This is a genomic window from Alphaproteobacteria bacterium US3C007, assembly GCA_034423775.1.
Classification (GTDB): Bacteria; Pseudomonadota; Alphaproteobacteria; order Rhodobacterales; family Rhodobacteraceae; genus Thalassovivens; species Thalassovivens spotae.
This window is the reverse complement of the sequence record CP139918.1, coordinates 1,569,652-1,593,950: the sequence shown is the minus strand read 5'-3', so window position 1 is coordinate 1,593,950 and position 24,299 is coordinate 1,569,652. Positions and strand designations below refer to the sequence as shown.

Sequence of the window (24,299 nt, the reverse complement as noted above, 5' to 3'; positions counted from 1 at the left end):
CAGCCGCGCCTTCCAAAAGGGCAACGCGGCGGATGACTATCACTCACGGGGCCTCTAGCCTAAAGCGGCATCTGCGTCAGGTCAACTTGCCAAATCATCTGAAAAAGTTAACTTACGGTTCAGGTAGTTTTGGGAAATCAAATGGCAGGTTTAATCCATCTGGTAAAATTGAGCGTTGGCAGCGAAGGCGTTGAGGATCTGCGCGCCTGGCAGGCCACGAAGCGCGCGCAAGCTGAAGATGGAGCGCCCCGCCATGTCACGCGGATGTGGCCCAAACGCGAGGCGGATTTGCTCAAAGGGGGCTCGATCTACTGGGTCATCAAAGGGCAGCTGCAATGTCGTCAAAAAATTTTGCGCCTGGATGAAATATATCGCGAAGACGGCATCAGGCGCTGTGCCATCGTGCTTGACCCCGAGATTATCCGCACCCATTTGGCGCAAAAGCGCCCCTTCCAAGGATGGCGCTATTTAAAACCCGAGCAGGCGCCAGCCGATTTGCCTGGCAACCGTCAAGACGAAGAGGATTTGCCCGTCGAATTGGCGGGGGCTTTGGCCGATATCGGAGTGTTTTAAAGCTGCAAGCGGGCTTTCAATGCCTCTAACACCTCAGCCCTCTGCGGGTTCAATAGCTCGCCGCGGGCGCGAAACAGCGTGGCCTGCGATTTCAGCACCAACCCGTCTTGCAGAATGCGCAGGTGATTGGCCCGCAGCGTTTCCCCACTCGAGGTTATATCGGCGATGGCCTCCGCCGTTTGATGCTTTATCGTGCCTTCTGTGGCGCCTTGACTGTCCACCAAACGATAATCAGCCACGCCAGCACCGCGTAGAAATTCCCGCACCAAACGATGATATTTTGTGGCGATCCGCAGCCGAAATCCGTGGGTTTGGCGAAAGGCCGCGGCCGCGCCATCAAGATCATCTACCGTTTCCACATCCACCCAGCAATCCGGTACAGCGATGATCAGATCGGCATGCCCGAAGCCCAATTCAACCAGCGGTTCCACCCGCTGCTCCCAATTGACCAGCTTTTCGCGGATAAGATCGGTTCCGGTTACACCCAAATGGATGCGCCCAGCTTGCAACTCGCGTGGTATTTCGCCTGCGGATAACAAAACCAATTCCAACCCGTCGATACCGTGCACTTCGGCGGCATATTCGCGTTCGGACCCGCTGCGCGAGAGCATAATGCCATGTGCCCCGAACCAGGCAAAAGTTTTCTCCATCAGCCGCCCCTTGGAGGGGACTCCCAATCGCAAACTCATTCTACACCTCGCAAGGCAACCACCAAATCTGGGCGAATGACCCCGCCAACGGCTGGCATTGTAACGCCCTTGCCAAGTTGCTTGGTTAAAGCATCATATCGCCCGCCACTGGCGATAGCGGAGAGACCCTTTTGTCCATTTTGAGCATAAAACCCAAAGACAAACCCGTCATAATATTCCATGGAGCTTCGCCCATAGCTGGTCTCAAACGCCAATGACGATACATCCACACCCTTTGCATCAAGCGCGTTCAAGCGCCGTGAAAACCCTTCAACCGCGGTTGAAATCGCCGGCATATCAACCACTAGATCGCGCAACTGCGCCAGCGCATAGGGACAGCTTTCTTTGATTTTTAACAACGCTTCCAGTAAATCCACTTCAGTTTCAGACAAAGCCGGGGTCTCAGCCTCGTGGCGCAATGCCTGTATTCTATGTTCAATTTCCCCTTTGCCGCGCAAGCCAATTTGGGGGCCGCATTGCGCAAATGGATCCGAGGTGAACAGCTTTTGTTTTTGCGCTTTGCGGTCAGCAGATGCCGAGGCAAAACGTTTCAAAAGCGCCCGAAACCGTTGCGGACGCCATAAATGGCGCATCAAGGCGGCTTTGCGCGCGGCTGTTGTATTCAACCCCCGCACAGCCGCGCTGAGCAGGTTGATATCGCCCGTGGCAATCCGAAGCGGCAAATCAGACAGCGCTTTTGCAATCGCCAAAAACACTTCGGCATCAGCGACCGCAGGATCCCCCTGTTCGAACAGCTCATAACCCACTTGAATATATTCATTCGGCCGCAAGGCATCGCTTTCCTGCATCCGAAACACTTTACCAGAATAGGTGTAACGCGCCGGCATCAAAGCATTCGCCATATGTTGCTGCACCACTGGCACGGTGAAATCAGGCCGCAACACCATATCGCCGCGCAAGGGATCAGGCGTCACATAAGCGCGGCTTCGAATATCTTCTCCATATAGATCCAGAAGTATTTCCGCCGGTTGCAGCACCTGCACTTGCGCATCTTGTGCCCCCAGCGCCTGAAAATACTGGTGTAGCCTTTGCGCTTCTTGCAAACTGTCTTGCGCGCTCTGCATTACCCTTGCCCAGCTAGAATTTCGCGGATCTTCGCCAGCATATCGCCGCGCGCAACCTCATATTGACTGGGGCGGTCTTTCCATTCATCCAACGTGGCATTTTTGGCAATCTGCGCCCCCAGCACCAAATCTTTAACCTGTACAACGCCGCGCTCCCGCTCATCCTGACCTTCAATAATCGCAATCGGTGCGTCGCGTTGATCGGCATATTTCAACTGATTGCCAAAGTTTTTGGGATTGCCCAAATAAACTTCGGCGCGCAAGCCCGCACCGCGCAATTCTGCTGCCAAAGCCTGGTAGGCAGACATCTTGTCCCGATCCATCACCGTCACCACGATCGGCCCCCGCCCAGCGCTGGAAAGCCGCCCTTTTGCGCGCAGCGCGGCGAGCAAACGATCCACCCCGATCGATACGCCCGTGGCCGGCACCGATTGGCCGGTGAAGCGTTTGACCAAATCGTCATAACGCCCGCCGCCAGACACGGATCCAAATTGCCGCTTACGGCCCTTTTCATCCAGTATTTCAAAGGTCAGTTCAGCTTCAAAAACCGGGCCGGTATAATAGCCCAAGCCACGCACCACCGAAGGATCAATTTCGATTTGCTCGGGCCCATAACCAGAGGCTGTAAACAGAGCTGCCATTGTTTCCAGTTCAGCTATCCCCTCTAACCCAATCGCTGACGCGCCGATTGCCTCGCGCAAATTGCGCAAAGTTGCCCCCCCATCTGCGCCTTTTGACGTTAAAAAGGCCACCACTGGAGCCGCTTGATCAGCGCTTAATCCTACCCCGTCAATATAGGCTCCTGACGCGTCTAACCGGCCCTTTCCAAGCAGCTCTTGCACACCTGCAGCACCGATCTTGTCAAATTTATCGATTGTGCGCAGAACGGCATCCCGATCCTCACCTTCGATCAACCCTGCCGTTTCTAGAACCCCATTTAAAATCTTGCGATTATTCACCCGCACGAGGTAATCCCCACGCGGAATGCCAACGGTTTCCAGCGTATCTGCCAACAAGCTGCAAATTTCGGCATCCGCCGCCACGTTTGCTGAGCCCACTGTATCAGCGTCGCATTGGTAAAATTGCCGAAACCGCCCGGGGCCTGGCTTTTCATTGCGCCAAACCGGGCCCATCGCATAGCGCCGAAACGGGCTTGGCAACTCATTGCGAAACTGTGCGTAATAGCGTGCCAAGGGCGCCGTCAGATCATACCGAAGGGCCAGCCAATCCCCTTCTTCTTCCTGCCAGGCAAAAACTCCCGCATTCGGGCGCTCTACATCTGGCAGAAATTTGCCCAAAGCCTCGACCGTTTCCACCGCGCTGGTTTCCAGCACTTCAAACCCGTAGCGGTGATAAACCTCTGCAATTTGGCCCAGCATTGCATCGCGTTGCGCCACCTCGGCGCCTGCATAATCTCGAAACCCTTTTGGGGTTTGCGCCTTGGGGCGCGGGGTTTTCTTCACTTTGGCCATACCGTCCATCCTGATCTGGGCGTTTGATGCGCGGTGTAGCCCAGCCTCTAAGAATGAGCAAGCCAAAGGCCGCGCTTTGCCTACCCTTGAACTGCCCGTTGGCTCTTCTAGTTAATAGCTATGAAATCGATACTTTTAATTGGAAATAGCGGCGGTATAGGCCATGCGCTGCAAGGCACGCTAGAAGCGCGCGGAGCAAAGGTTACGGGCCTGTCCCGGCGAGATACCGGCTTAGATCTGAGCGATGAGGCAAGCATAGAGGGGCAGTTATCCGCCCTAAGCGGGCCCTTTGACGCAATTCTCGTGGCCAGTGGTGCTTTGGAAATAAACGGCGCACGCCCCGAAAAAGCCTTATCTCAGCTGACTCAATCGGCGCTTGTCGAACAGTTTATAGTGAACGCCGCTGGCCCTGCATTGATTTTGAAACACGCACCACGCCTGTTGCCAAAAGACCGCCCAAGCCAGTTTGCGGCCTTATCCGCAAGGGTTGGATCGATCGGGGATAATAAAATCGGCGGATGGTATTCCTATCGCGCGGCAAAAGCCGCATTAAACCAAATCATCCATACCGGCGCCATCGAGTTGGCCCGAACGCATAAACAGGCAGTTTGTGTCGCCCTGCATCCAGGCACAGTGCAAACGCCCTTCACCGCCAAATATCTAGGCCGGCATCCTTCGGTTCCTGCAGCCCAAGCCGCTCTTAACCTCTTATCCGTACTTGAGGGTCTTGGCCCCGATAAAACAGGCCAGTTTTTTGACTGGGCAGGAAAACCAGTGCCATGGTGAAAAAGCTCGTTGTTATTCTGGGCGATCAGCTTTCGCATAATCTTGCGGCCCTAAAGCAAGCGGATAAAGCCAACGATTTAATCGTGATGGCCGAAGTCAGTGATGAAACCGGTTACGTGCCGCATCATCCTAAAAAGATTGTGCTGATCTTGGCCGCAATGCGCAAATTTGCGACGCAACTCAGGCAAGAGGGTTGGCACGTTGCGTATACGCAACTGGAGGATGCCCAAAATAGCGGCAGCCTGAGCGGCGAGGTTTTGCGCCAAGCCGCTTTGGCTGGCACGGATCAAGTGGTTGTGACCGAACCCGCTGAATGGCGGGTTATCCAAGCCTTTGAGGCGCTGCCCTTGCATGTGACCCTGCTGCAGGATGATCGCTTTATCGCCAGCCATGCTGAGTTTGATCGCTGGGCAGAAGGGCGCAAAGCCCTGCGGATGGAATATTTTTACCGCGATATGCGCCGCAAAACCGGTTTTTTAATGGAAGAAGGGCTGCCAGCGGGCGGCAAATGGAATTTCGACCATGACAACCGCAAAGCAGCGCCGAAAGACATCACCTATGCCGGGCCTAAAAAATTCGAACCCGATGCGCTTACGCAGCAGGTAATCGATCTGGTAGACCGGCGCTTTTCAGGCCATTTTGGAACCACCGAGGGGTTTTGGTTTGCCACAGATCGCAGCCAGGCCTTGCAAGCATTGGATCGCTTTATTCACGATGCTTTGGTAAGTTTTGGCGATTATCAGGACGCGATGCTGAACGACAATAAATTCTTATATCACGCGTTTTTATCGCCTTATTTGAATATTGGATTGCTGAGCCCGATAGAGGTGTGCCAGGCGGCTGAAGCCGCCTGGCAGGCGGGTTTGGCGCCGTTAAACGCCGTTGAAGGGTTCATTCGCCAGATCATAGGGTGGCGCGAATATATGCGCGGGATCTATTTTCATGAAGGGCCAGATTATACGACGCGCAATGCCTTGAACCATTCTCACCCATTGCCCAAGTTTTACTGGGACGGCGCAACAAAAATGAATTGCCTTTCAAAAGCAGTTGCTCAAACTCACAGCGAAGGCTACGCGCATCATATTCAACGCCTGATGGTGACTGGCAATTTTGCGCTTTTGGCTGGCATTGATCCGCACGCGGTCCATGAATGGTATCTTGCGGTTTATGTAGATGCGTTTGAATGGGTCGAGGCGCCCAATACGATCGGAATGAGCCAGTTTGCAGATGCCGGCATTATCGCTTCAAAACCTTATGTCAGCTCGGGCGCCTATATCAATCGCATGTCAGATTATTGCAAGACATGCGCGTATAAGGTCGCGCAAAAAACTGGCGAATCCGCCTGCCCGTTTAACCTGTTATATTGGGATTTTCTTCTGCGGAACGAGGAAAAGTTTGCCAAGAACCCTCGGATGGCACAAATGTACCGCACATGGGCACGCATGGATGAGACGCGCAAAGAAACCGTGCTCAGCGATGCCGCAGGCTTTTTAACGCGCCTGCGCAAAGGGGACCATGTTTAACGCAAATATGGTGTAGCAGATCCGAGCCTGCGCCACCCTTTCGAAACAATGGGTGCGCGCTGCCTGCTTGATGATGAAGCACGCCGCGATCTTATAGGGAAGGTTTAATTTTCTTCCTCGACAACGCCGTCTTTATCCGTGGCAACCAAGGCGCCATTTTTCCATTCGCCCGTTTGCTCTTGGCCCGTTGCAAAGGTGATCGTGCCTTCCCCTTGCCGCTTGCCCTTTACAAAATTGCCTTCATAGACATCCCCATTGGCATAGGTTGCCACACCGTTTCCGGTGATCTCGCCATTTTGCCAATCGCCTTCATAAGTAAACCCATCGGCAAGCGTTATTTTGCCTTTGCCGTTGCGCTTCCCGTCAACATAATCGCCCTCATACACCATACCATCGGCAAATGTGGCCTTGCCGGACCCATGCCGCATACCCTCTTGCCACATGCCATCATAGGTATAGCCATCTGTATAGGTCATCACCCCCATGCCATGATTTTTTGCATTCTGGAACCCGCCTTTATACGTGATGCCATTGGCGTAGGTGGCCAGCCCCTCGCCCTCAATCACGCCTTGACTCCATTCGCCCTGATAGCTTGAGCCATCCGGGTAGTCGATTTTACCAAGACCGTTTGCCAAGCCTGCTTCAAACGCACCGGCATAGACCGATCCGTCGGGATAAATCACTTTGCCATCGCCTTTGATTTGGCCATCTTCCCAATTGCCATTATATTCATAGCCATCGGTGCCGATAAATTGCCCCAACCCTTGGCGTTGGTCGGCTTCAAAATTGCCATCATAGATATCGCCATTGGCGTAAGTTACCCGGCCCGGGCCCTGACGGCGCCCAGCCACCAGCATACCTTCATAAATATCGCCATTTGGCTGAATAAGTTTGCCAAGGCCTGTTATTTCGCCATCTTTCCAAATGCCATCAAAAATCAAACCTTCTGACATTTCCAACACGCCGCGCCCCTCGCGCGCCCCGCGCACGATCGCACCTTTGTAAATGGCGCCATCGGGATACGCGATTTCCGCGGTACCTTCCTTTACACCATCTACCCAATCCCCTTCATAACGATACCCATCCGGGTTCGTCATCACACCGCGACCATGATGCATGGCGTTTCGAAAGGCGCCTTCATAAATTGATCCATTGGCATAGGTTGCGATGCCGGATCCGGTTATTTTACCGTCAGCCCAACTGCCAGAATAGGTACCGCCATCGGCAAAGGTGATCTTACCTTGGCCCTCGGGCTTACCTTTGGCAAAGCTGCCTTCATAGACCGACCCATTTGGAAAATTTGCCACGCCTTCGCCCAATATTTCACCATTTGTCCAAGTGCCCGTATATTCATAGCCATTGGGCAGGCGATAGGTTCCGGTGCCATGCTGCAAGCCATTCTTAAAAGTTCCCTCATAGACGCCGCCATCATCATATTGTTTGGTCACCACGCTGGCGTTCTGCGCCACAACAGGGCTTAACAACGCCAATTGCGCGCCAAACAGTGAAACCAATAGGAACTGATATTTCATAACGAGTACTGCCTTTTATCCCTTGTGGACATGTGGAACCTAAAGGACCAACAAAGATCTGACAAATAAAATTTGCATTTAATAATGCGGAGGTGGCGCATCCGCGATCACTTCCGCGCCTTGCGCCTCACGCTCTGCTTCGCGCGCCGCGAGCATTTCAACCATACGAGCCAAGCGCGCCAAATCTTTTTGATGCTGCGCCACCATATCCGAAAGATCCTCATTGGCCTTGCTGATATGGGCCAGATGCACTTCTAGCCCTTCCAAACGGGCCGCGAATGCGGCAGCTTCCTGTTCCATCATATTCCTTTTTTCGCATCATCCATTTTTATATTTTAGCCGCGCGGCACCGCTAACAAAAGGCCCTTCGGCACGCGGGCGAAGTATTTTCGCAGCTTACAAGCATCATGGCGTGAGTAAAAACGCAAACAGCTCTTGTAATCTATTCCATGTTGCCCGATCGCAAGCGGCCAGCAAATATCCGTCTTTATGGGCAGCAGAATATTCCCGACCATCAAGCATTTTCACATAACCACCGGCTTTCTGGCATATCAAAACCCCTGCAGCATGATCCCAAGGCTTCACGATTCCGGCCAGGCAAAAATCGAAACTCCCTTGCGCCAGAAGACGGTATTCATGGCAGGAACAGCGCAAATTTGACATATTCCCAAAATGCGGCAAGCAAGCAGCAAGCCGTGCCTGTTTCGGGGCAGGCACTTGATAGAGATGGATGAAACCATTTAGCTGGTTCAGCGCGCCCCCGACTGAGGTTTTGAGCGATTTTTTGGCGCCGCAAGAGGCCACAAACCCCGCGCCTTCCACGCCCTGCTCAGCGATCATGTAATCATCTTGCAACGGATCATAGAGCAGGCCGAAAATAGGCTGCCCAAACCGCGTTGCGGCAACTATTACGCCAAAGGTCGCCAATCCGTTGGCATAATTCCACGTGCCATCGATAGGATCTATAATAAAGCATAAAGGGGCAGATTCGATATTATCCAAAAGCCCGGGGCTGCGCGCAACGGCCTCTTCCCCGATGATAAGTGCATCAGGGAACAAAGCTGACAAAGCCTCTGTGATCAAAGCTTCAGAGGCCAAATCAGCCGTTGTCACCAAATCCAACGCATCGGATTTTTGCGCAATCTGCTCTGGCTGCAAAGCGCGAAAATGAGGTAGGATTTCCTGCTGCGCCGCAAGCCGTATTGCTTGAATAATCCTATCCGCGATCTGCCGAGGAAAGGACACGCTATCGCTGCGATCCGATTTTTCAGACATAAACGAGCCCTTCCATATTTAATACGACAGCTGTCTTCATTTGTAACATGCGATGGGCTGGCGCTAAACCTCAAACAGATGGGGCATTCAAAAGCCTCTTCGTCAAGGTCGCGATGTCGATGAAACTATAGCATCCCTGAAACCCGCGCTAGACCACGCCCTCACAGCAAGTTTCTCTGGGCTGTATGTTTCTATGCGGAGCTGCATTGAAACTAAATGAAAAACATAAAAACCATCCGGAGCCAGTGGCAAAGAACCCCGAAGCCAAGCCGTCTAATGATAAAATGATGGGCGTAAATATTGAAGGTTTAGCTATATCTACCAGCGCCGGAAAAGCGACGTTTTCAACCTTCAGACTGTGCACGAGCGCCCTAACGGGCGCTCGGAATTCTCATCACTCTGCGCTTATGCGACAGAGATGTTCACCGCTGCCTCGCGGCCATCACGGCCGGGTTCGATGTCAAAGGTCACTTTCTGATTGTCGGCCAAGCCGGTCAGTCCTGACCGTTCTACCGCAGAAATATGCACGAAAACATCTTTGCTGCCGCCATCGGGGGCGATAAAGCCGTAGCCTTTGGTGTTGTTGAACCACTTTACTGTCCCAGTTGCCATTGGGTCATCTCCTAAATTATCTGCCCACATCATGCGGCAGCTCGGCTCAGTCAGAACAAGATCGAAAGACTGGCCGTTTGGAGCAGTAGGTCGATAGAAATAACGTCGCGTGGCGTGTATGCTGGGTTTTTTGTAATAAATCAAGGGCTTTTCCATATGGCGCGGCAAAGCACCTAATGCAAAGGCGCCGGTTGCGGTAAAGCGACAGGTCATTATGGGAAAACGCCGATAAACCCGTCCTCATGCCCAAAATAGGCCTGAATACGATGCGCTTAGGCAACATATCTGCGGCAGATGCGATTGAAGGCTTGAATTAAAGGCAAAATAGCTTCATGGGAGAGCGGCGCTTGTTGCTAGGGCGTAACGGATTAAAAGGAGAGACCATGGCCAAGGAAGATACGCTCGAATTTCCAGGTGTCGTTAAGGAACTCTTGCCTAATGCGACGTTTCGGGTCGAGCTTGAAAACGGCCATGAGATCATCGCACATACGGCAGGAAAAATGCGCAAGAACCGTATTCGGGTTTTGGCAGGTGATAAGGTACAAGTTGAAATGACTCCTTACGATCTGACCAAAGGGCGCATCAACTACCGGTTCAAATAACAACCTTGCGGCTTATTCTTGGATCTGCAAGCCCGCGCCGCAAAGAGTTGTTGGCCCAGATTGGCCTGCGCGCGGATGCGATTATGCCGCCCGATGTGGATGAAACGCCGCTGAAAACCGAGCTGCCGCGGGCCTATTGCCGCCGCATCAGCTTGCTTAAAGCCCAGGCGATTGCAGCCGATCCAAGCGATATGATTTTATGCGGCGATACAACCGTGGCGCTTGGGCGGCGGATCATGGGAAAGCCGACAGACCGCGCAGAAGCAGACCGGTTTTTATCCGCACTTTCTGGGCGCCGCCACCGCGTGATCACCGCAATCACTCTACGACAAGGTGAAAAGATTTGGCAAAAAGAGGTGCAAAGCGCAGTCAAAATGAAGCCCTTGTCACAGCTAGAAAAACAGGCCTATTTAGACAGTGATGATTGGCGCGGCAAAGCCGGCGGCTATGGCATTCAAGGGCCGGCGGCGGCCTTTATCCCTTGGATCAGCGGGTCCTTCAGCGCCATAATGGGCCTACCACTCGCCGAAACCGCAGCGTTGCTGCAAAGCGCCGGTTACCCGGTATATCAGGGCATATCATGATCGGGCGTTTGATTTTACTTGACCATTTAGGCGGTCGGCCGGCGGCCGCAAAACTGCTGGATGGGCGCTTAGAAGACCTTTTATTTGAAGGCATCGGCCCCGCCCCCGGCACGGTCTATCGCGCAATTGCGGACCGGCCTGTGAAAGGCCAAGGCGGTATGTTCCTGCGCACCCCCGATGGCTCGGCATTTTTGCGCCAGATTAAAGGATTGGCCCCAGGCCAAGCGCTGAATGTACAAGTGACCGGCTATGCAGAGCCAGGGAAAGCCATTCCGGTGACCACCAAGCTCTTGTTCAAAAGCCGCTATGTTATTGTCACGCCAAAGGCACCCGGATTGAACGTTTCGCGCAGCATTCGCGATGAGGAACGGCGCGAGGCTTTGCAGGCCCTGATACATGACGCGTTGGGGCCTTTGGAGATGGGAATGATTTTGCGATCAGCCTGCGCCGAGGGTAACGATACAGATATTTTAGACGATGCCGAAACCATGCTGGCGCGCGCTCAAGAGATATCAGAGCAGACGTCAAGTACCCCGCTATGCTTGGCGGCCGCAGATGGCGTGCACCTGCAAGCCTGGCGGGATTGGTCAGAGCCGGCCGAGATTATTACCCATGATGGCTGTTTTGCCGATTACGGCGTGCTGGATCAGCTTGGCGACCTAGCCAAAGCCGACACCCCCATCGCGCAGGGGCGTTATTATATCGAGCAAACCCGGGCTTTTACCGCCGTGGATGTGGATACAGGCAGCGATGGATCACCCGCAACAGGATTAAAAACAAATCTAGCCATGGCGCGCGATTTACCGCGCCAACTTCGGCTGCGTGGCCTTGGCGGACAAATCGTGATTGATCCAGCGCCCATGGCGAAAAAAGACCGCCGGCAAGTTGAAACGGCGCTGAAAGCCGCTTTGCGCGCCGAGCCTATTGAAACCAATTTCGTAGGCTGGACAACGCTTGGTTTGATCGAATTGCAGCGCGCGCGGGTCCGCGCCCCGCTCAAGACTTCACAGCTAAACGCCTGGCTCAGCTAAAGCACCCCGCCCCCAACGCGTCAAAAAACAAGGCGCAGCCATGCTTCACTGCAGTATGCTTCACACTGGACAAAGCGCCCGTGCGCAGTCTTGACATACCCCCCTTTTGCGCGCCCGGCTAAGCCGTTTCACGGTTTCGCCTGCCCCTTTTGCCGGCCTGAAAGAAGCAGGAAAATCAAACTGATCAAAATTAAGCTGCCGCCCACCATCATATATGGCGCAATTTTTTGTTCCAAAAACTGCAGACCAAGCAAGGCCACCCAAAACGGTGTTAAAAATGTATAGGCGGTCAGTTGGCCGCTCGACAAATAGGCAGAGGCGTAATTTAAACAACTGAAACTGCAAATACTTGCGAAAATAGCCAGATATACCAAAGACCAATAAACTGGCACCCCCAATTGTGTCACATCAAGCGCCAAAATCGGGCGCGGCGCTGCGATAAAAATCAATAGGGTTGCCGCCACCATCACGCCGAAGCTGAACACCAGCGCAGATTCTCCACGACGCAGCTTTGGCACCATCACCGCATAAAACGCATGCGCCGCTGTGCCCAGAAAAAACAGCCCCTCGCCACGCTCAAGACTAAGCGCCAGAAGGTTGGAAAGCTCGCCTCTGAACACAACAATCAAGGCGCCCCACGCGCCAAGCAGCAAAGACAGCAGCAGCGGCCACCCTGCACGCTTGGCAAAAAACGCACGGTCCAAGCAGATTGCAATGAAGGGCATCAACGTGAAAATGCTTGAAGTCGCTACCGGCGTTGCAGTTTCCAGCGCCTCGAACATAAAAATAAAATAAAAGGAAAAGCTGCCCCCCAATAGAAGGTAGCGCCACAAAAGACAAAAATCAGCGCTTCGAAACGCGCCACGCCAGGCTAAAAACGCGCCCAGTAGAACAGAGGCGAGCAAAAACCGCAGAAAAGTCAGCGCGATTGGATCGATCTGATAGGCGATCACTTGCCCGATCGGAAACGACCCGGCAACCAAAAGCGAAAACAAAACCATGCTCGCATGCGCGTATAAAGTGGTTTTGTGCAAATTTAACCTTCATTCCGTTTTCGCAGTAACTGCGGGCAGCATAGCCCAAATCAGCTTTGATTCTTCAATTTTTTTACCAATTGATAAAATTTTTATTATGTGCCACCATTCAGCACCCGTTAGACTTAAGGAAAGAGCAGCATGTCACACTCGCATTCTGAATCCGGCATTGCAACACATCGCCTCAGCGCGGAGGCCTATCACCAGAACTTTTCTGATCTGCATCCCGCTTTGGATGGGCACGAGGCGCTGGTGGCCGCAGATCGCTGTTATTTTTGCTATGACGCGCCCTGCATAACCGCTTGCCCCACCGATATTGATATTCCCCTATTCATTCGCCAAATCGCCACTGGCACAGCGGATGCAGCGGCGAAAACCATATTAACGCAAAATATCCTTGGGGGTATGTGCGCCCGAGTCTGCCCAACAGAAACGTTATGCGAAGAGGCCTGCGTGCGCGAAGCCGCAGAGGGAAAGCCGGTCGAGATCGGGCGTTTACAACGCTATGCGACAGACAGTCTGATGGATACAGGCACCCACCCGTTTAAGCGGGCCGCAGAAACTGGCAAAACAATCGCCGTGATTGGCGCTGGACCCGCCGGGTTGGCCTGCGCGCATCGCTTGGCGATGCATGGCCATAACGTTAGCCTGTTTGACGCCCAGCAAAAAGCCGGTGGTTTGAACGAATTTGGCATTGCCGCCTATAAATCGACCAATGATTTTGCGGCTGCCGAAGTGGATTGGTTGCTTCAAATCGGAGGCATTCAGCTGCATCTGGGCCAACGGCTTGGTCAAGAGCTACAATTACCGCAGCTGCTTGAGGATCATGACGCCGTTTTTCTGGGTATGGGGCTTGGCGGCGTGAACGCGCTTGGGCTGCCCTCAGAGCAGATTGACAACGTCGAAAATGCGGTCGAATTCATCCATGAATTACGCCAATCAGAGAACTTGGCCGCGCTTGAAATAGGCCGCAATATCGTGGTGATCGGGGGCGGAATGACCGCGGTGGATGCTTCGGTGCAGGCAAAACTGCTGGGGGCAGAGCATGTCCATCTGGTGTATCGACGGGGGCGCGCACAAATGAATGCCTCGCTGTATGAGCAGGATTTGGCGGCCACCAAAGGCGTGAATATTATCGCCAATGCAGAACCGGTCGCAGTGCATGGCAATGGCACCGTGCGCGAAGTTGAATTCGCCTATACGCGAAGTTCAGAAAAGGGCCTTGAACGCACAGGTGAAACCTTTCGGCTGGCCGCAGATCAAGTATTCAAGGCAATTGGGCAAACTTTACATGACGCCCCGGCAGACCTAACACTTGAGGGGCGAAAAATCGCGGTTTCCCAAAATGGCCAAACCTCACATCCTAAAGTTTGGGCCGGAGGGGATTGCGCCGCGGGCGGCGATGATCTGACAGTGACCGCAGTGGCGCAAGGCCGCGATGCCGCCGAGAGCATTCATCAAACGCTTATGGGCTGACGCCCCGAGACGCCGCTTTTAACAGGCGGCAAGGAAAGGATATACACGATGGCAGACTTAACCAGCAATTTTATTGGCATCAAATCTCCCAACCCTTTCTGGCTGGCCTCAGCGCCACCGACGGATAAAGAATACAATGTCCGCCGGGCGTTTGAAGCCGGCTGGGGGGGCGTGGTTTGGAAAACCCTCGGCTCAGAGGGCCCTCCGATTGTGAATGTCAGCGGGCCGCGTTATGGCGCGATATGGGGCGCGGATCGCCGCCTTCTGGGCCTCAATAATATTGAACTGATCACCGACCGGCCTTTGGAAATCAATCTGCAAGAAATCAAATCGGTGAAACGCGATTATCCGGATCGCGCCCTGATCGTCTCGTTGATGGTGCCATGCGAGGAAGAAGCGTGGAAAGCCGTTTTGGCGCATGTCGAAGATACCGAAGCCGATGGGCTAGAGCTGAATTTTGGCTGTCCGCATGGTATGGCCGAGCGCGGTATGGGATCTGCCGTGGGCCAAGTACCCGAATATGTGGAAATGGTCACGCGCTGGGTCAAACAGCATAGCCGGATGCCCTGTATCGTAAAACTAACGCCAAATATTGCCGATATTTGCCAACCGGCGCAGGCCGCCATGCGCGGTGGCGCGGATGCGGTCAGTCTGATCAACACCATTACCTCGATCACAGGTGTGGATCTGGACGTCATGGCCCCAACCCCAACGATTGACGGCATGGGCACCCATGGTGGCTATTGCGGGCCTGCCGTGAAACCGATTGCGATGAATATGGTGGCGCAGATCGCCCGTCATGCAGATACCCAAGGCCTGCCAATTTCAGGGATTGGTGGGGTTACAACTTGGCGCGATGCGGCTGAATTTATGGCTTTGGGGGCGGGCAATGTACAAGTCTGCACGGCTGCAATGACCTATGGGTTCAAAATCGTGCAAGAGATGATTTCGGGCCTGTCTGAATGGATGGATGAAAAATCGTACACCGCGGTAGACGACTTCATCGGCAAAGCCGTTCCCCAAGTCACCGATTGGCAATATCTCAACCTCAATCATGTGACCAAAGCGCGGATCAACCAAGAAGATTGCATTCAATGCGGGCGCTGCTACGCGGCGTGCGAAGATACCAGCCATCAAGCGATATCGATGAGTGCCGATCGGGTGTTTGAGGTTAAGGATGATGAATGCGTGGCGTGTAATCTCTGTGTGAATGTTTGCCCTGTCGAAGATTGTATCACAATGGAAACGCTTCCCATTGGCGCTTTGGATGAGCGAACCAACCGGGTGATCACACCAGAACCTTTGAATTGGACACAACATCCAAACAATCCAAGCGCGCAGGCGGCAGAGTAAAAGAATTAAGGGGTCAGGAGTTTTTGAAACACCTGATCCAAAAAATCTTCTGACCCATCATGCGGTTGCGCGATATTAGAACCGCGCACCAAGCGAATCTGGGCTTCAAAATCGGCATAATGCTGGGTCAGCGCCCAAATCGAAAAAATCAAATGAAACGGATCCAACTGAGTGAGCTTGCCATCCTTCATCCAAGCTTGGATCACGGCGGCTTTTTCATCAACCAAATCTCGCAGATCCCCTTGTAAAAAAACCTGCATACGCGGCGCACCTTGCACGATTTCATTGGCAAATAACCGGCTCTCACGGGGAAAGTCGCGCGACATTTGCAACTTATGGCGGATATAGCGCATCAATTCGGTTTTGGGATCGCCCTGCGGGTCAATCGCGCGCAGCGGATCCAGCCAGGTTTCCAAAAGCTGGCTCAGCAACGCCAAATGGATCGCTTCTTTGCCATCAAAATAATAGAGCACATTGGGTTTTGACAAGCCCGCCTGACGCGCGATTTGATCCAGTGTGGTGCCCCGAAACCCATAGGTTGAAAACACCTCGAGCGCTGCATCAAGAATGATCATGATATTGCGTTTTTGAATCCGCGTTTGCGGCTTTGAGGGAGAGGTTGTTTTGCTCATAAGCTCTGTTTGGGTGCCAAGCCGTTCCAAATCACCTCAAACACCGTCTCGCTGGCCGCCTCCCATTGCGCCTCGCTAAGCGGCGCATCCGCGTTCAAGGTTTCTATCTGATGCCCAAAATCAGCATAATGCTGCGTTGTCGCCCAAATCATATACATCACCCAACGCGGCTCCACCGATCGAATTTTTCCTGCTGCGATCCACGCTTGAATACTTTCGATGCGCCCATCCGTCCAGCTGCGCAACTGCGTTTCTAGAAAATCCTGAATTATAGGCGCGCCTTGCATCACCTCATTGGCCCAGACTTTTGATCCATAAGGATGCCGGCGGCTGATTTGCATCTTTTCATAAATATAGAGTTTTAACGCCTCTTTCGGTTCATCCGAATTTTCAAAACTACTGGCCGCTTGCAACCAGATCTCAAAAATTTTCTCAACGACACAGCGATATAGTTTTTCTTTTGAATCAAAATAATAATGCAGATTGGCTTTGGGAAGGCCCGCCTGATCCGCAATCATTTGCATGGTTGCGCCGCGAAATCCGTGCTGCGCAAAGATACGCTCGCCCGCTTCCAGAATCAGCCGTTCATTTTCCGCTCGAATATGCGCTTTTGCCGCTTTCAAAATAAGCACTTTCTTAATCTGGAGCCCAAGTCATTCGCTGCAAAAGAAACAATCTTGACTAGATGGTCAACCGTGTTACGCTCGAGTTTAACAGAGCAATCGCAAATTAAAAAGTCTGCGAATTACCAACCGATCGGGGCTTTGGCACCAGCAAGCGTTTGTTTGAAACACGCCAAACGATACGCATGTTGCGCGACCTTGATCATAGATGTTCGAAACGGCTGTGATGTGCGAAACGCGCAGCATGGCAAAAGGAGGCACAGATGGCCGCACCCGGAGAAAACCTAAAGATCAATGGCGACCGGCTTTGGAACAGCCTGATGGATATGGCTGAAATTGGACCCGGGGTCGCGGGTGGTAATAATCGCCAGACCCTCACCGACGAAGATGGCGAGGGGCGCCATCTGTTTCAAAAATGGTGTGATGCAGCAGGCTGCAGCATGGGCGTGGATCAGATGGGAAATATGTTTGCCATGCGCCCCGGAACCGACCCCGATGCTTTGCCGGTCTATGTCGGCTCACATCTGGACACGCAGCCCACGGGCGGCAAATATGACGGGGTGTTAGGTGTTTTGGGCGGTTTAGAGATTATTCGAAGCCTCAATGATCTTGGCATTCGCACGAAACACCCGATCGTTGTTACCAATTTCACCAATGAAGAAGGCACCCGCTTTGCGCCGGCCATGCTGGCCTCGGGTGTATTTGCTGGTGTCCATACGCAAGACTGGGCCTATGCCCGCACCGATAGTGATGGCAAATCCTTCGGCGATGAGCTCACCCGCATCGGGTGGCGCGGTGAAGAAGCGGTGGGCGCGCGCAAAATGCATGCGTTTTTCGAATTGCATATCGAACAAGGGCCTATTTTAGAAGCCGAAGGCGTGGATATCGGCGTGGTTACGCATGGTCAGGGCCTGAGCTGGACGCAAGTGACCATTACCGGCAAAGACGCCCATACCGGCTCTACTCCAATGCCAATGCGCAAAAACGCCGGGCTTGGTATGGCGCGGGTCTTGAATTTGGTCGATGAGATCGCGCTGAGCCATGCCCCTGATGCCGTGGGGGCAGCGGGCCATATTGATGTGTTTCCCAATTCACGAAATGTGATCCCAGGGCAGGTTGTGTTTACAATCGATTTCCGCAGCCCCGATTTAACGGTCATCGAAGATATGGAAACCCGCCTGAAAACCGGAGCGCAGCAAATTTGCGATGATATGGGGCTTGAAGTGGCGTTTGAAAAAGTTGGCGGATTTGATCCGGTGGCCTTTGACGAGGACTGCGTCAGCGCTGTGCGCAACGCCGCAGAGCGCTTGGGCTATAGCCACAGGAATATCATTTCGGGTGCCGGGCATGATGCCTGCTGGGTCAATCAAGTGGCCCCAACCGCTATGATCATGTGCCCCTGCGTCGATGGGCTCAGCCATAATGAAGCCGAAGATATATCAAAAGACTGGGCAACAGCGGGCACCGATGTGCTGTTTCATGCGGTTGTCGAAACTGCCGTCATAACAGAGTAGCCGCGCGCAAAAGGAGAACCAAGATGAGCAAAGTGATCAAAGGCGGAACCGTTTGCACGGCCGACCGCGCCTGGAAGGCGGATGTCCTTATCGAAGGCGAAACCATCAAACAAATCGGTGAAGATCTGGCCGGCGATGAATATATCGATGCAGCTGGCGCCTATGTGATTCCTGGCGGAATTGATCCGCATACGCATCTTGAAATGCCCTTCATGGGCACAACTGCCGCCGAAACCTTTGAAACGGGCACATGGGCCGCCGCCGTAGGCGGCACAACGATGGTGGTGGATTTCTGCCTGCCAGGGGCAGATGGCTCGATCAAAAACGCAATCAATGAATGGCACCGCAAATCCGCGCCTCAAATCTGTTCGGATGTAGGCTATCATATGGCGATCACCGGCTGGAATGAAGAGATCTTCAACGGGATGAAAGATGCGGTTGATATGGGGGTCAACTCGTTCAAACATTTCATGGCCTATAAAGGCGCCCTGATGATTGAAGATGATGAAATGTTTGCCAGCTTTAAACGCTGTAAGGAAATCGGAGCACTGCCGATGGTGCATGCCGAAAACGGTGATTTGGTGGCCGATATGCAGCAGCAAATGCTCGAGCAAGGTATAACAGGGCCCGAAGGCCATGCCTATTCCCGTCCGCCTGAATTCGAAGGTGAAGCCGCAAATCGCGCGATCACCATCGCGGATGCAGCCGGCGTGCCGCTTTATGTGGTGCATGTCAGCTGCGAGCAGGCCCATGAAGCGATCCGGCGGGCGCGCCAAAAAGGCATGCGCGTCTATGGCGAGCCGTTGGCACAATTCCTAACCTTGGATGAAAGCGAGTATTTCAAGGGTGATTGGATGCATTCGGCGCGGCGCGTGATGTCACCGCCATTTCGTAATAAAGAGCATCAGGCCAGCCTTTGGGCCGGCTTACAATCAGGCTCTTTACAAGTTGTGGCCACCGATCATGCCGCCTTTACGAGCGAACAAAAACTGATGGGCAAGGATAATTTCTGCTTGATTCCAAATGGCTCAAACGGGCTGGAAGAGCGTTTGGCGGTTCTATGGACGGAGGGCGTTGAAACCGGACGATTGACACCCAGCGAATTCGTGGCCGTCACCAGCACCAACATTGCAAAAATTCTGAATATCTATCCAAAGAAAGGTGCGATTGTAGAGGGTGCAGATGCCGATATTGTGGTTTGGGATCCAAAAATTTCCAAAACCATCAGCGTCTCAAACCATCATTCCATCTTGGATTATAATGTGTTTGAGGGCTTCAATGTCAGCGCCCAATCGCGCTTTACGATCAGCCGCGGCGATGTAATCTGGGCCTGGGGCCAAAACAGCCAACCCAATCCTGGCCGCGGCCGCTTCGTACCCCGCCCTGCCTTCCCAGATGCCAATGCGGCCTTAAGCAAATGGAAAGCCCTAACAGCCCCAAAACAAATCCATCGCGATCCAATGAATATTCCAGCCGGGATTTAAAAAGCGAGGAGAGCCCGTCGAAAGACCAGCGAAAGGACAATATGTTTTTGCCACAAGTAGAAACCCCCTAAAATGGCGCAGGAAATAGTGATCTCCGCCAAAGATTTATCCCTTACATTTGCAACGGGGGATGGTGCTGTTCATGCGCTGAAAAACGTGAGCCTTGATGTAAAAAAAGGGGAATTTGTCAGCTTTATTGGCCCATCAGGCTGCGGCAAAACCACGTTCTTGCGGGTAATGGCGGATCTCGAACAGCCTACTGGCGGCAACATCACCGTCAATGGCGTGTCGCCAAGCGCCGCGCGCCAAGCGCGCGCCTATGGCTATGTGTTTCAAGCCGCAGGCCTTTACCCTTGGCGCAGCATTGGCGGCAATATCCGCTTGCCGCTTGAAATCATGGGGTTTAGCAAAGCCGAACAGGCCGAGCGGGTAAAAAACGTGCTGGAACTGGTCGAACTGTCCGATTTTGAAAAGAAATTTCCATGGCAATTGTCAGGCGGGATGCAGCAGCGTGCCTCCATCGCCCGAGCCTTGGCTTTTGATGCCGATATCCTCTTGATGGATGAACCTTTCGGAGCGCTGGATGAAATCGTGCGGGACCATTTGAACGAGCAATTGCTCAAACTTTGGAAGCGCACGCATAAAACCATCGGATTTGTCACCCATTCGATTCCCGAAGCGGTGTATCTATCCACAAAAATCGTTGTCATGTCACCGCGCCCGGGGCGCATCACGGATGTGATCGAGAGCAGCCTGCCAGAGGAACGTCCGCTGAATATTCGCGATTCAGAAGAATTTATCGCGATCGCGCAACGGGTGCGCGAAGGCCTTCGCGCGGGGCATGACGCAGAATGACACAAAAGCTGCTGCCCATTCTAACGGTTATATTGGCTTTGCTGGCCGCTTGGTATGTGGCCGTGGTGCCGATGAATATAAAATCTGCTCTCACCACCGCCGAGCGCACGGGAGCTGACGTGGTTCCGGCCGGTGCAAAAGAGCGGCGGGATCTCTCGGCTATTGGGCTTGTGGCGACGAATAGTTTCGCCATCGCGGCAACCTTTTCGCAAGACCGCCCGCGGCTTCCTGCGCCCCATCAAGTGGCCAGCGAGCTTTGGAAAACCACGGTTGAGAAAAAAATAACCTCGAAGCGAAGCCTGGTGTTTCATGCATGGATCACCCTGAGCGCTACCTTGCTTGGCTTTGCAATCGGCACCGGCATGGGTATTTTGCTTGCCGTGGGGATTGTGCATAGCCGGGCGATGGATATGAGTGTGATGCCTTGGGCAATCGCCTCGCAAACCATTCCGATTTTGGCCATTGCACCGATGATCATCGTGGTGCTGAATTCTATAGGCATCCAAGGCCTACTGCCGAAAGCCTTTATCAGCGCCTATCTGAGCTTTTTCCCCGTGGTCGTTGGAATGGTGAAAGGATTGCGCAGCCCTGATCGGATGCAGCTTGATTTGTTGAAGACTTATAACAGTTCTGCGCCTCAAAGCCTGCTGAAATTGCGCCTGCCCGCCTCGTTGCCTTATCTTTTTGCATCGCTAAAAATTGGAATTGCCGCCAGCTTGGTTGGGGCGATTGTTGGCGAATTGCCCACTGGCGCCGTGCGCGGCTTGGGGGCCCGCCTCTTGGCCGGATCCTATTATGGGCAGACCGTGCAAATCTGGTCGGCTTTGTTCATGGCCGCGATTGTAGCCGCCAGTTTGGTGGCGCTGGTTGGAGTGGTTCAAAGACTCACGTTGAAAAAAATGGGAATGTCATGAGCATTGTTTTTTTCAGCATTGTGGTCTGGATCGCGGCTTGGACGCTCAATGTCAAATTGGCCAATGGCACCGCCTCCGGCACGCGATTGGTCAAAGTGATCGTACCAACGTTGTTTGGCCTGACCTTATTGCTGGTTTGGGAAATGCTGGTGCGCGGCCTCAACGTGCCTTTGGTGATTTTACCACCACCCTCCTTGGTGGTCGACACTATGGCAGATAATCTGGCAATTCTTTGGAAAGACTTTGTACAAACCTTTCTCAAAGGCGCTCTGCGCGGATATCTGATTGGCTGCAGCGCCGCGATTCTCACCGCATTTCTGGTGGACCGGTTTGATTTTTTAAGCCGAGGGCTGTTACCCGTGGGAAATTTTATCGCGGCGCTTCCAATCATTGGTACCGCGCCAATTTTAGTGATGTGGTTTGGCTTTGACTGGCAATCGAAAGCCGCAGTGGTGGTGGTCATGGTGTTTTTCCCAATGCTCGTGAACACCGTCGCCGGATTGCGCGAAACCACAGCCATGCAACGTGACTTAATGCACACATACGCCGCGCGCCCGGCGCAATCGTTTTTAAAATTGCGGCTACCCGCCGCGATGCCATTTATGTTTAACGGGTTAAAAATTTCAACCACGCTAGCGCTGATCGGCGCCATTGTTGCCGAGTTTTTCGGCTCACCCGTCGTGGGAATGGGGTTTCGAATTTCCGCCTCTGTCGGGCAATTGGCGCTTGATATGGTCTGGGCAGAAATCGTTGTCGCTGCGCTGGCGGGAAGCGCGTTTTATGGCGCCGTCGCAATAATAGAAAAGGGGGTCACCTTTTGGCACCCCTCGCAAAGAGGCTCGTAGCAGAGAAAATGATAAACGACCAAAACCAACTAGGAGAAAAACGATGAAAACCATTCTATCAAGTGCCCTGGCGCTGATGGCTGCAGCCGCAGCCACCACCGTGCAAGCCGCCGATGATGTAAAGCTGCAATTGCAATGGGTGACGCAGGCCCAATTTGCTGGCTACTACGTGGCGTTGGACAAAGGGTTTTACACAGCGGAAGACCTGAATGTCACAATTTTACCAGGTGGGCCCGACATCGCCCCCCCGCAAGTTCTGGCTGGCGGCGGCGCTGATGCGATGCTGAATTGGATGCCCTCTGCCTTGGCCGCGCGCGAAAAAGGCCTACCCGTGGTGAATATTGCCCAGCCCTTTAAAAGCTCAGGTTTGATGCTGACCTGCTGGAAAGATACAGGGATCAAAAGCCCCGCCGATTTCAAAGGCAAAACCATCGGTGTGTGGTTCTATGGCAATGAATACCCATTCTTAAGCTGGATGAGCCAGGAAGGTATTTCCACCGAGGGCGGCGATGATGGGGTTACCGTGTTGCGTCAAGGCTTCAACGTTGATCCGCTGTTGCAACGCCAAGCCGATTGCATTTCCACCATGACCTATAATGAATTTGGACAGGTTTTGGATGCCGGTGTGTCCGAAGATGAGCTGATCACATTCAAATATGAAGACCAGGGCGTGGCCACATTGGAGGATGGCATTTATGCGTTGGAAGACAATCTGCAAGACCCTGCTTTTGCGGATAAGATGGTGCGCTTCGTACGCGCTTCGATGAAGGGCTGGAAATACGCAGAAGCCAACCCGGCTGAAGCGGCAAATATCGTGCTGGACAATGATGAATCAGGCGCCCAAACCGAGGCACATCAAGTGCGCATGATGGGAGAAATTGCAAAACTCACCGCCGGCTCAAACGGCACGTTGGACCCCGCCGACTATGAGCGCACAGTCGCAACCTTGATGGCAGGCGGGTCAGATCCGGTGATCACCGCCAAACCAAGCGGTGCTTGGACACACGCAATCACCGATAAAGCCCTTAAGTAAAACCTGAAAACACGCGGCCAGAAATGGCCATGCAAAGGTTTTTCACTTCGGCCAGCTGCGCAGTTCATAACGCAGCTGGCCATTTTTTATCACATATAACGGCCAAGCAAAGGGGGCAGCCGCACCGCGTATGATGCGCGTTCGTGCCTTCTCTTCTCGGGCGAATTTTACGCCTGCCCTGCGCCGATCAAGCATCTCAACACGCGCAGCTCTACAGTCCTGATCCCGCCGCCAGCGAAAAATTTTCATTTTTCTCATCCCGACAGGTTTTCTGCCTTATTTTTGCTTTTTTCTTCTGTAAAGCTCAGTTTGAGAGGCGTCTATTTTAGCCTCGTTCTAGTATTTTTTTTGTTTTTTAGGGTGACCAGTTTGAGACATTACACACAATTAATTCATTTGCGCGCCATGATTAAAGATATGGAAAAGAATGAGGGTCTGCATACGCTTTCCCAAACCGAGCGCGATATCTTATATGCAGCAACCGACGTAGCCGGTGAAGATGGAGAGTTTGTGGCGCATGATCTTGCCCGCCATACTTTGGCGCGCGATATTTCGCACGCCACGTATCATCGTGCATTCAAATCGCTTTTGGGCAAAGGGTTTATGAAACCCGCTCGCGGTTTCAAAACAAGAAATTATGTTTTGCAGGAAGTGCGAGCACAAGGCTGATGGCTTGGGCTCTGCCCATGAGCTGCAAAAAGGCTTTGACGGCGGGCGATCAAGAATGAGGTTTTTTCAAAACAGGATAGGCCGGTTTTCGCCCAGAGCCGGC

At 53.2% G+C, this 24,299-nt stretch carries 25 protein-coding genes; 15 read left to right on the top strand and 10 right to left on the bottom strand.

What is annotated here, in order from left to right:
- The first annotated feature begins 141 nt into the window (after positions 1-141).
- Complete coding sequence (locus UM181_07705) at positions 142-573, top strand: DUF1489 domain-containing protein (GenBank protein WQC64481.1); 432 nt, start codon at positions 142-144, stop codon at positions 571-573.
- Here the strand turns inward: UM181_07705 and hisG are convergent.
- Genes hisG through hisS form a run of 3 tightly spaced genes read right to left on the bottom strand, consistent with a single transcriptional unit; the run spans position 570 to position 3,819 of the window.
- A complete protein-coding gene (hisG, locus tag UM181_07700) occupies positions 570-1,262 on the bottom strand; it encodes an ATP phosphoribosyltransferase (GenBank protein WQC64480.1) in 693 nt (230 codons plus the stop codon). The two genes, UM181_07705 and hisG, sit on opposite strands and share 4 nt — an antisense overlap.
- Positions 1,259-2,347, bottom strand: coding sequence for an ATP phosphoribosyltransferase regulatory subunit (locus UM181_07695; protein ID WQC64479.1), 1,089 nt, complete (start codon positions 2,345-2,347; stop codon positions 1,259-1,261). Before UM181_07695 ends, hisG begins: the two co-directional genes overlap by 4 nt.
- Positions 2,347-3,819, bottom strand: a complete 1,473-nt coding sequence (gene hisS / locus UM181_07690; GenBank protein ID WQC64478.1) for a histidine--tRNA ligase — start codon at positions 3,817-3,819, stop codon at positions 2,347-2,349. Before hisS ends, UM181_07695 begins: the two co-directional genes overlap by 1 nt.
- A gap of 120 nt (positions 3,820-3,939) precedes the next feature.
- Between hisS and UM181_07685 the strand changes: the two genes are divergently transcribed.
- Together UM181_07685 and UM181_07680 are read left to right on the top strand one after the other, a co-directional pair.
- Complete coding sequence (locus UM181_07685) at positions 3,940-4,605, top strand: SDR family NAD(P)-dependent oxidoreductase (protein ID WQC64477.1); 666 nt, start codon at positions 3,940-3,942, stop codon at positions 4,603-4,605.
- Positions 4,599-6,128, top strand: coding sequence for a cryptochrome/photolyase family protein (locus UM181_07680; GenBank protein WQC64476.1), 1,530 nt, complete (start codon positions 4,599-4,601; stop codon positions 6,126-6,128). The genes UM181_07685 and UM181_07680 overlap by 7 nt, the downstream gene beginning before the upstream one ends.
- Positions 6,129-6,232: 104 nt before the next feature.
- Here UM181_07680 and UM181_07675 read toward each other — a convergent pair whose 3' ends face one another.
- The 4 genes from UM181_07675 to UM181_07660 form a co-directional block, all read right to left on the bottom strand.
- Complete coding sequence (locus tag UM181_07675; GenBank protein WQC64475.1) at positions 6,233-7,660, bottom strand: 2-isopropylmalate synthase; 1,428 nt, start codon at positions 7,658-7,660, stop codon at positions 6,233-6,235.
- Positions 7,661-7,738: 78 nt separating this feature from the next.
- On the bottom strand, positions 7,739-7,963 hold the full coding sequence (locus UM181_07670; protein ID WQC64474.1) for a SlyX family protein: 225 nt from the start codon (positions 7,961-7,963) through the stop codon (positions 7,739-7,741).
- A gap of 102 nt (positions 7,964-8,065) precedes the next feature.
- Entirely contained in the window at positions 8,066-8,935 is an 870-nt protein-coding gene (locus UM181_07665) for an inositol monophosphatase (GenBank protein WQC64473.1), read from the bottom strand.
- Positions 8,936-9,340: 405 nt separating this feature from the next.
- Positions 9,341-9,547, bottom strand: coding sequence for a cold-shock protein (locus UM181_07660; protein ID WQC64472.1), 207 nt, complete (start codon positions 9,545-9,547; stop codon positions 9,341-9,343).
- A gap of 383 nt (positions 9,548-9,930) precedes the next feature.
- Between UM181_07660 and infA the strand changes: the two genes are divergently transcribed.
- From infA to UM181_07645, 3 genes are read left to right on the top strand one after another with little or no spacing between them, the layout of a single operon-like run.
- Complete coding sequence (gene infA, locus UM181_07655) at positions 9,931-10,149, top strand: translation initiation factor IF-1 (protein ID WQC64471.1); 219 nt, start codon at positions 9,931-9,933, stop codon at positions 10,147-10,149.
- Positions 10,150-10,154: 5 nt separating this feature from the next.
- Positions 10,155-10,733, top strand: a complete 579-nt coding sequence (locus UM181_07650) for a nucleoside triphosphate pyrophosphatase (GenBank protein ID WQC64470.1) — start codon at positions 10,155-10,157, stop codon at positions 10,731-10,733.
- Positions 10,730-11,764, top strand: a complete 1,035-nt coding sequence (locus tag UM181_07645) for a ribonuclease E/G (GenBank protein WQC64469.1) — start codon at positions 10,730-10,732, stop codon at positions 11,762-11,764. The genes UM181_07650 and UM181_07645 overlap by 4 nt, the downstream gene beginning before the upstream one ends.
- Before the next feature lie 128 nt (positions 11,765-11,892).
- Here the strand turns inward: UM181_07645 and UM181_07640 are convergent, their stop codons facing one another.
- Positions 11,893-12,765, bottom strand: coding sequence for a DMT family transporter (locus tag UM181_07640; GenBank protein ID WQC64468.1), 873 nt, complete (start codon positions 12,763-12,765; stop codon positions 11,893-11,895).
- Between the two features lie 174 nt (positions 12,766-12,939).
- Between UM181_07640 and UM181_07635 the strand changes: the two genes are divergently transcribed.
- Together UM181_07635 and preA are read left to right on the top strand one after the other, a co-directional pair.
- Complete coding sequence (locus tag UM181_07635; GenBank protein ID WQC64467.1) at positions 12,940-14,274, top strand: NAD(P)-dependent oxidoreductase; 1,335 nt, start codon at positions 12,940-12,942, stop codon at positions 14,272-14,274.
- 48 nt (positions 14,275-14,322) lie between these two features.
- The gene (preA, locus tag UM181_07630; GenBank protein WQC64466.1) at positions 14,323-15,627 is read left to right on the top strand and encodes an NAD-dependent dihydropyrimidine dehydrogenase subunit PreA; all 1,305 of its coding nucleotides are present in this window, start codon (positions 14,323-14,325) and stop codon (positions 15,625-15,627) included.
- A gap of 5 nt (positions 15,628-15,632) precedes the next feature.
- On the opposite strand, the gene UM181_07625 is transcribed toward preA, so the two are convergent.
- Complete coding sequence (locus UM181_07625; protein ID WQC64465.1) at positions 15,633-16,259, bottom strand: TetR family transcriptional regulator C-terminal domain-containing protein; 627 nt, start codon at positions 16,257-16,259, stop codon at positions 15,633-15,635.
- Positions 16,256-16,891: a TetR/AcrR family transcriptional regulator gene (locus tag UM181_07620; GenBank protein ID WQC64464.1), complete on the bottom strand. Its 636-nt coding sequence runs from the start codon at positions 16,889-16,891 to the stop codon at positions 16,256-16,258. Before UM181_07620 ends, UM181_07625 begins: the two co-directional genes overlap by 4 nt.
- 254 nt (positions 16,892-17,145) lie before the next feature.
- Here UM181_07620 and UM181_07615 point away from each other — a divergent pair, with 254 nt between their 5' ends.
- From UM181_07615 to UM181_07585, 7 genes are all read left to right on the top strand, one after another.
- Positions 17,146-18,396: a Zn-dependent hydrolase gene (locus UM181_07615; GenBank protein ID WQC64463.1), complete on the top strand. Its 1,251-nt coding sequence runs from the start codon at positions 17,146-17,148 to the stop codon at positions 18,394-18,396.
- 23 nt (positions 18,397-18,419) lie between these two features.
- Positions 18,420-19,880, top strand: coding sequence for a dihydropyrimidinase (hydA, locus tag UM181_07610; GenBank protein WQC64462.1), 1,461 nt, complete (start codon positions 18,420-18,422; stop codon positions 19,878-19,880).
- A 72-nt stretch (positions 19,881-19,952) separates the two neighbouring features.
- Positions 19,953-20,735, top strand: coding sequence for an ABC transporter ATP-binding protein (locus UM181_07605; GenBank protein WQC64461.1), 783 nt, complete (start codon positions 19,953-19,955; stop codon positions 20,733-20,735).
- Positions 20,732-21,649, top strand: a complete 918-nt coding sequence (locus UM181_07600) for an ABC transporter permease (GenBank protein ID WQC64460.1) — start codon at positions 20,732-20,734, stop codon at positions 21,647-21,649. The genes UM181_07605 and UM181_07600 overlap by 4 nt, the downstream gene beginning before the upstream one ends.
- Entirely contained in the window at positions 21,646-22,494 is an 849-nt protein-coding gene (locus UM181_07595; GenBank protein ID WQC64459.1) for an ABC transporter permease, read from the top strand. Before UM181_07600 ends, UM181_07595 begins: the two co-directional genes overlap by 4 nt.
- Positions 22,495-22,537: 43 nt before the next feature.
- Positions 22,538-23,527, top strand: coding sequence for an ABC transporter substrate-binding protein (locus tag UM181_07590; GenBank protein ID WQC64458.1), 990 nt, complete (start codon positions 22,538-22,540; stop codon positions 23,525-23,527).
- A 417-nt stretch (positions 23,528-23,944) separates the two neighbouring features.
- On the top strand, positions 23,945-24,196 hold the full coding sequence (locus UM181_07585; GenBank protein ID WQC64457.1) for a hypothetical protein: 252 nt from the start codon (positions 23,945-23,947) through the stop codon (positions 24,194-24,196).
- The last annotated feature ends 103 nt before the right edge of the window (positions 24,197-24,299 follow it).

Coding starts and splice junctions, on each gene's coding strand:
- UM181_07695 (WQC64479.1), bottom strand. CDS start 2,347: ATGCAGAGCGCGCAAGACAGTTTGCAAGAAGCGCAAAGGCTACACCAG.
- UM181_07635 (WQC64467.1), top strand. CDS start 12,940: ATGTCACACTCGCATTCTGAATCCGGCATTGCAACACATCGCCTCAGC.
- UM181_07705 (WQC64481.1), top strand. CDS start 142: ATGGCAGGTTTAATCCATCTGGTAAAATTGAGCGTTGGCAGCGAAGGC.
- UM181_07670 (WQC64474.1), bottom strand. CDS start 7,963: ATGATGGAACAGGAAGCTGCCGCATTCGCGGCCCGTTTGGAAGGGCTA.
- UM181_07595 (WQC64459.1), top strand. CDS start 21,646: ATGAGCATTGTTTTTTTCAGCATTGTGGTCTGGATCGCGGCTTGGACG.
- UM181_07615 (WQC64463.1), top strand. CDS start 17,146: ATGGCCGCACCCGGAGAAAACCTAAAGATCAATGGCGACCGGCTTTGG.
- UM181_07590 (WQC64458.1), top strand. CDS start 22,538: ATGAAAACCATTCTATCAAGTGCCCTGGCGCTGATGGCTGCAGCCGCA.
- hisS (WQC64478.1), bottom strand. CDS start 3,819: ATGGCCAAAGTGAAGAAAACCCCGCGCCCCAAGGCGCAAACCCCAAAA.
- UM181_07625 (WQC64465.1), bottom strand. CDS start 16,259: ATGAGCAAAACAACCTCTCCCTCAAAGCCGCAAACGCGGATTCAAAAA.
- UM181_07685 (WQC64477.1), top strand. CDS start 3,940: ATGAAATCGATACTTTTAATTGGAAATAGCGGCGGTATAGGCCATGCG.
- UM181_07640 (WQC64468.1), bottom strand. CDS start 12,765: ATGGTTTTGTTTTCGCTTTTGGTTGCCGGGTCGTTTCCGATCGGGCAA.
- UM181_07605 (WQC64461.1), top strand. CDS start 19,953: ATGGCGCAGGAAATAGTGATCTCCGCCAAAGATTTATCCCTTACATTT.
- UM181_07680 (WQC64476.1), top strand. CDS start 4,599: ATGGTGAAAAAGCTCGTTGTTATTCTGGGCGATCAGCTTTCGCATAAT.
- hisG (WQC64480.1), bottom strand. CDS start 1,262: ATGAGTTTGCGATTGGGAGTCCCCTCCAAGGGGCGGCTGATGGAGAAA.
- UM181_07645 (WQC64469.1), top strand. CDS start 10,730: ATGATCGGGCGTTTGATTTTACTTGACCATTTAGGCGGTCGGCCGGCG.
- UM181_07675 (WQC64475.1), bottom strand. CDS start 7,660: ATGAAATATCAGTTCCTATTGGTTTCACTGTTTGGCGCGCAATTGGCG.
- UM181_07585 (WQC64457.1), top strand. CDS start 23,945: ATGGAAAAGAATGAGGGTCTGCATACGCTTTCCCAAACCGAGCGCGAT.
- infA (WQC64471.1), top strand. CDS start 9,931: ATGGCCAAGGAAGATACGCTCGAATTTCCAGGTGTCGTTAAGGAACTC.
- UM181_07600 (WQC64460.1), top strand. CDS start 20,732: ATGACACAAAAGCTGCTGCCCATTCTAACGGTTATATTGGCTTTGCTG.
- UM181_07665 (WQC64473.1), bottom strand. CDS start 8,935: ATGTCTGAAAAATCGGATCGCAGCGATAGCGTGTCCTTTCCTCGGCAG.
- UM181_07660 (WQC64472.1), bottom strand. CDS start 9,547: ATGGCAACTGGGACAGTAAAGTGGTTCAACAACACCAAAGGCTACGGC.
- preA (WQC64466.1), top strand. CDS start 14,323: ATGGCAGACTTAACCAGCAATTTTATTGGCATCAAATCTCCCAACCCT.
- hydA (WQC64462.1), top strand. CDS start 18,420: ATGAGCAAAGTGATCAAAGGCGGAACCGTTTGCACGGCCGACCGCGCC.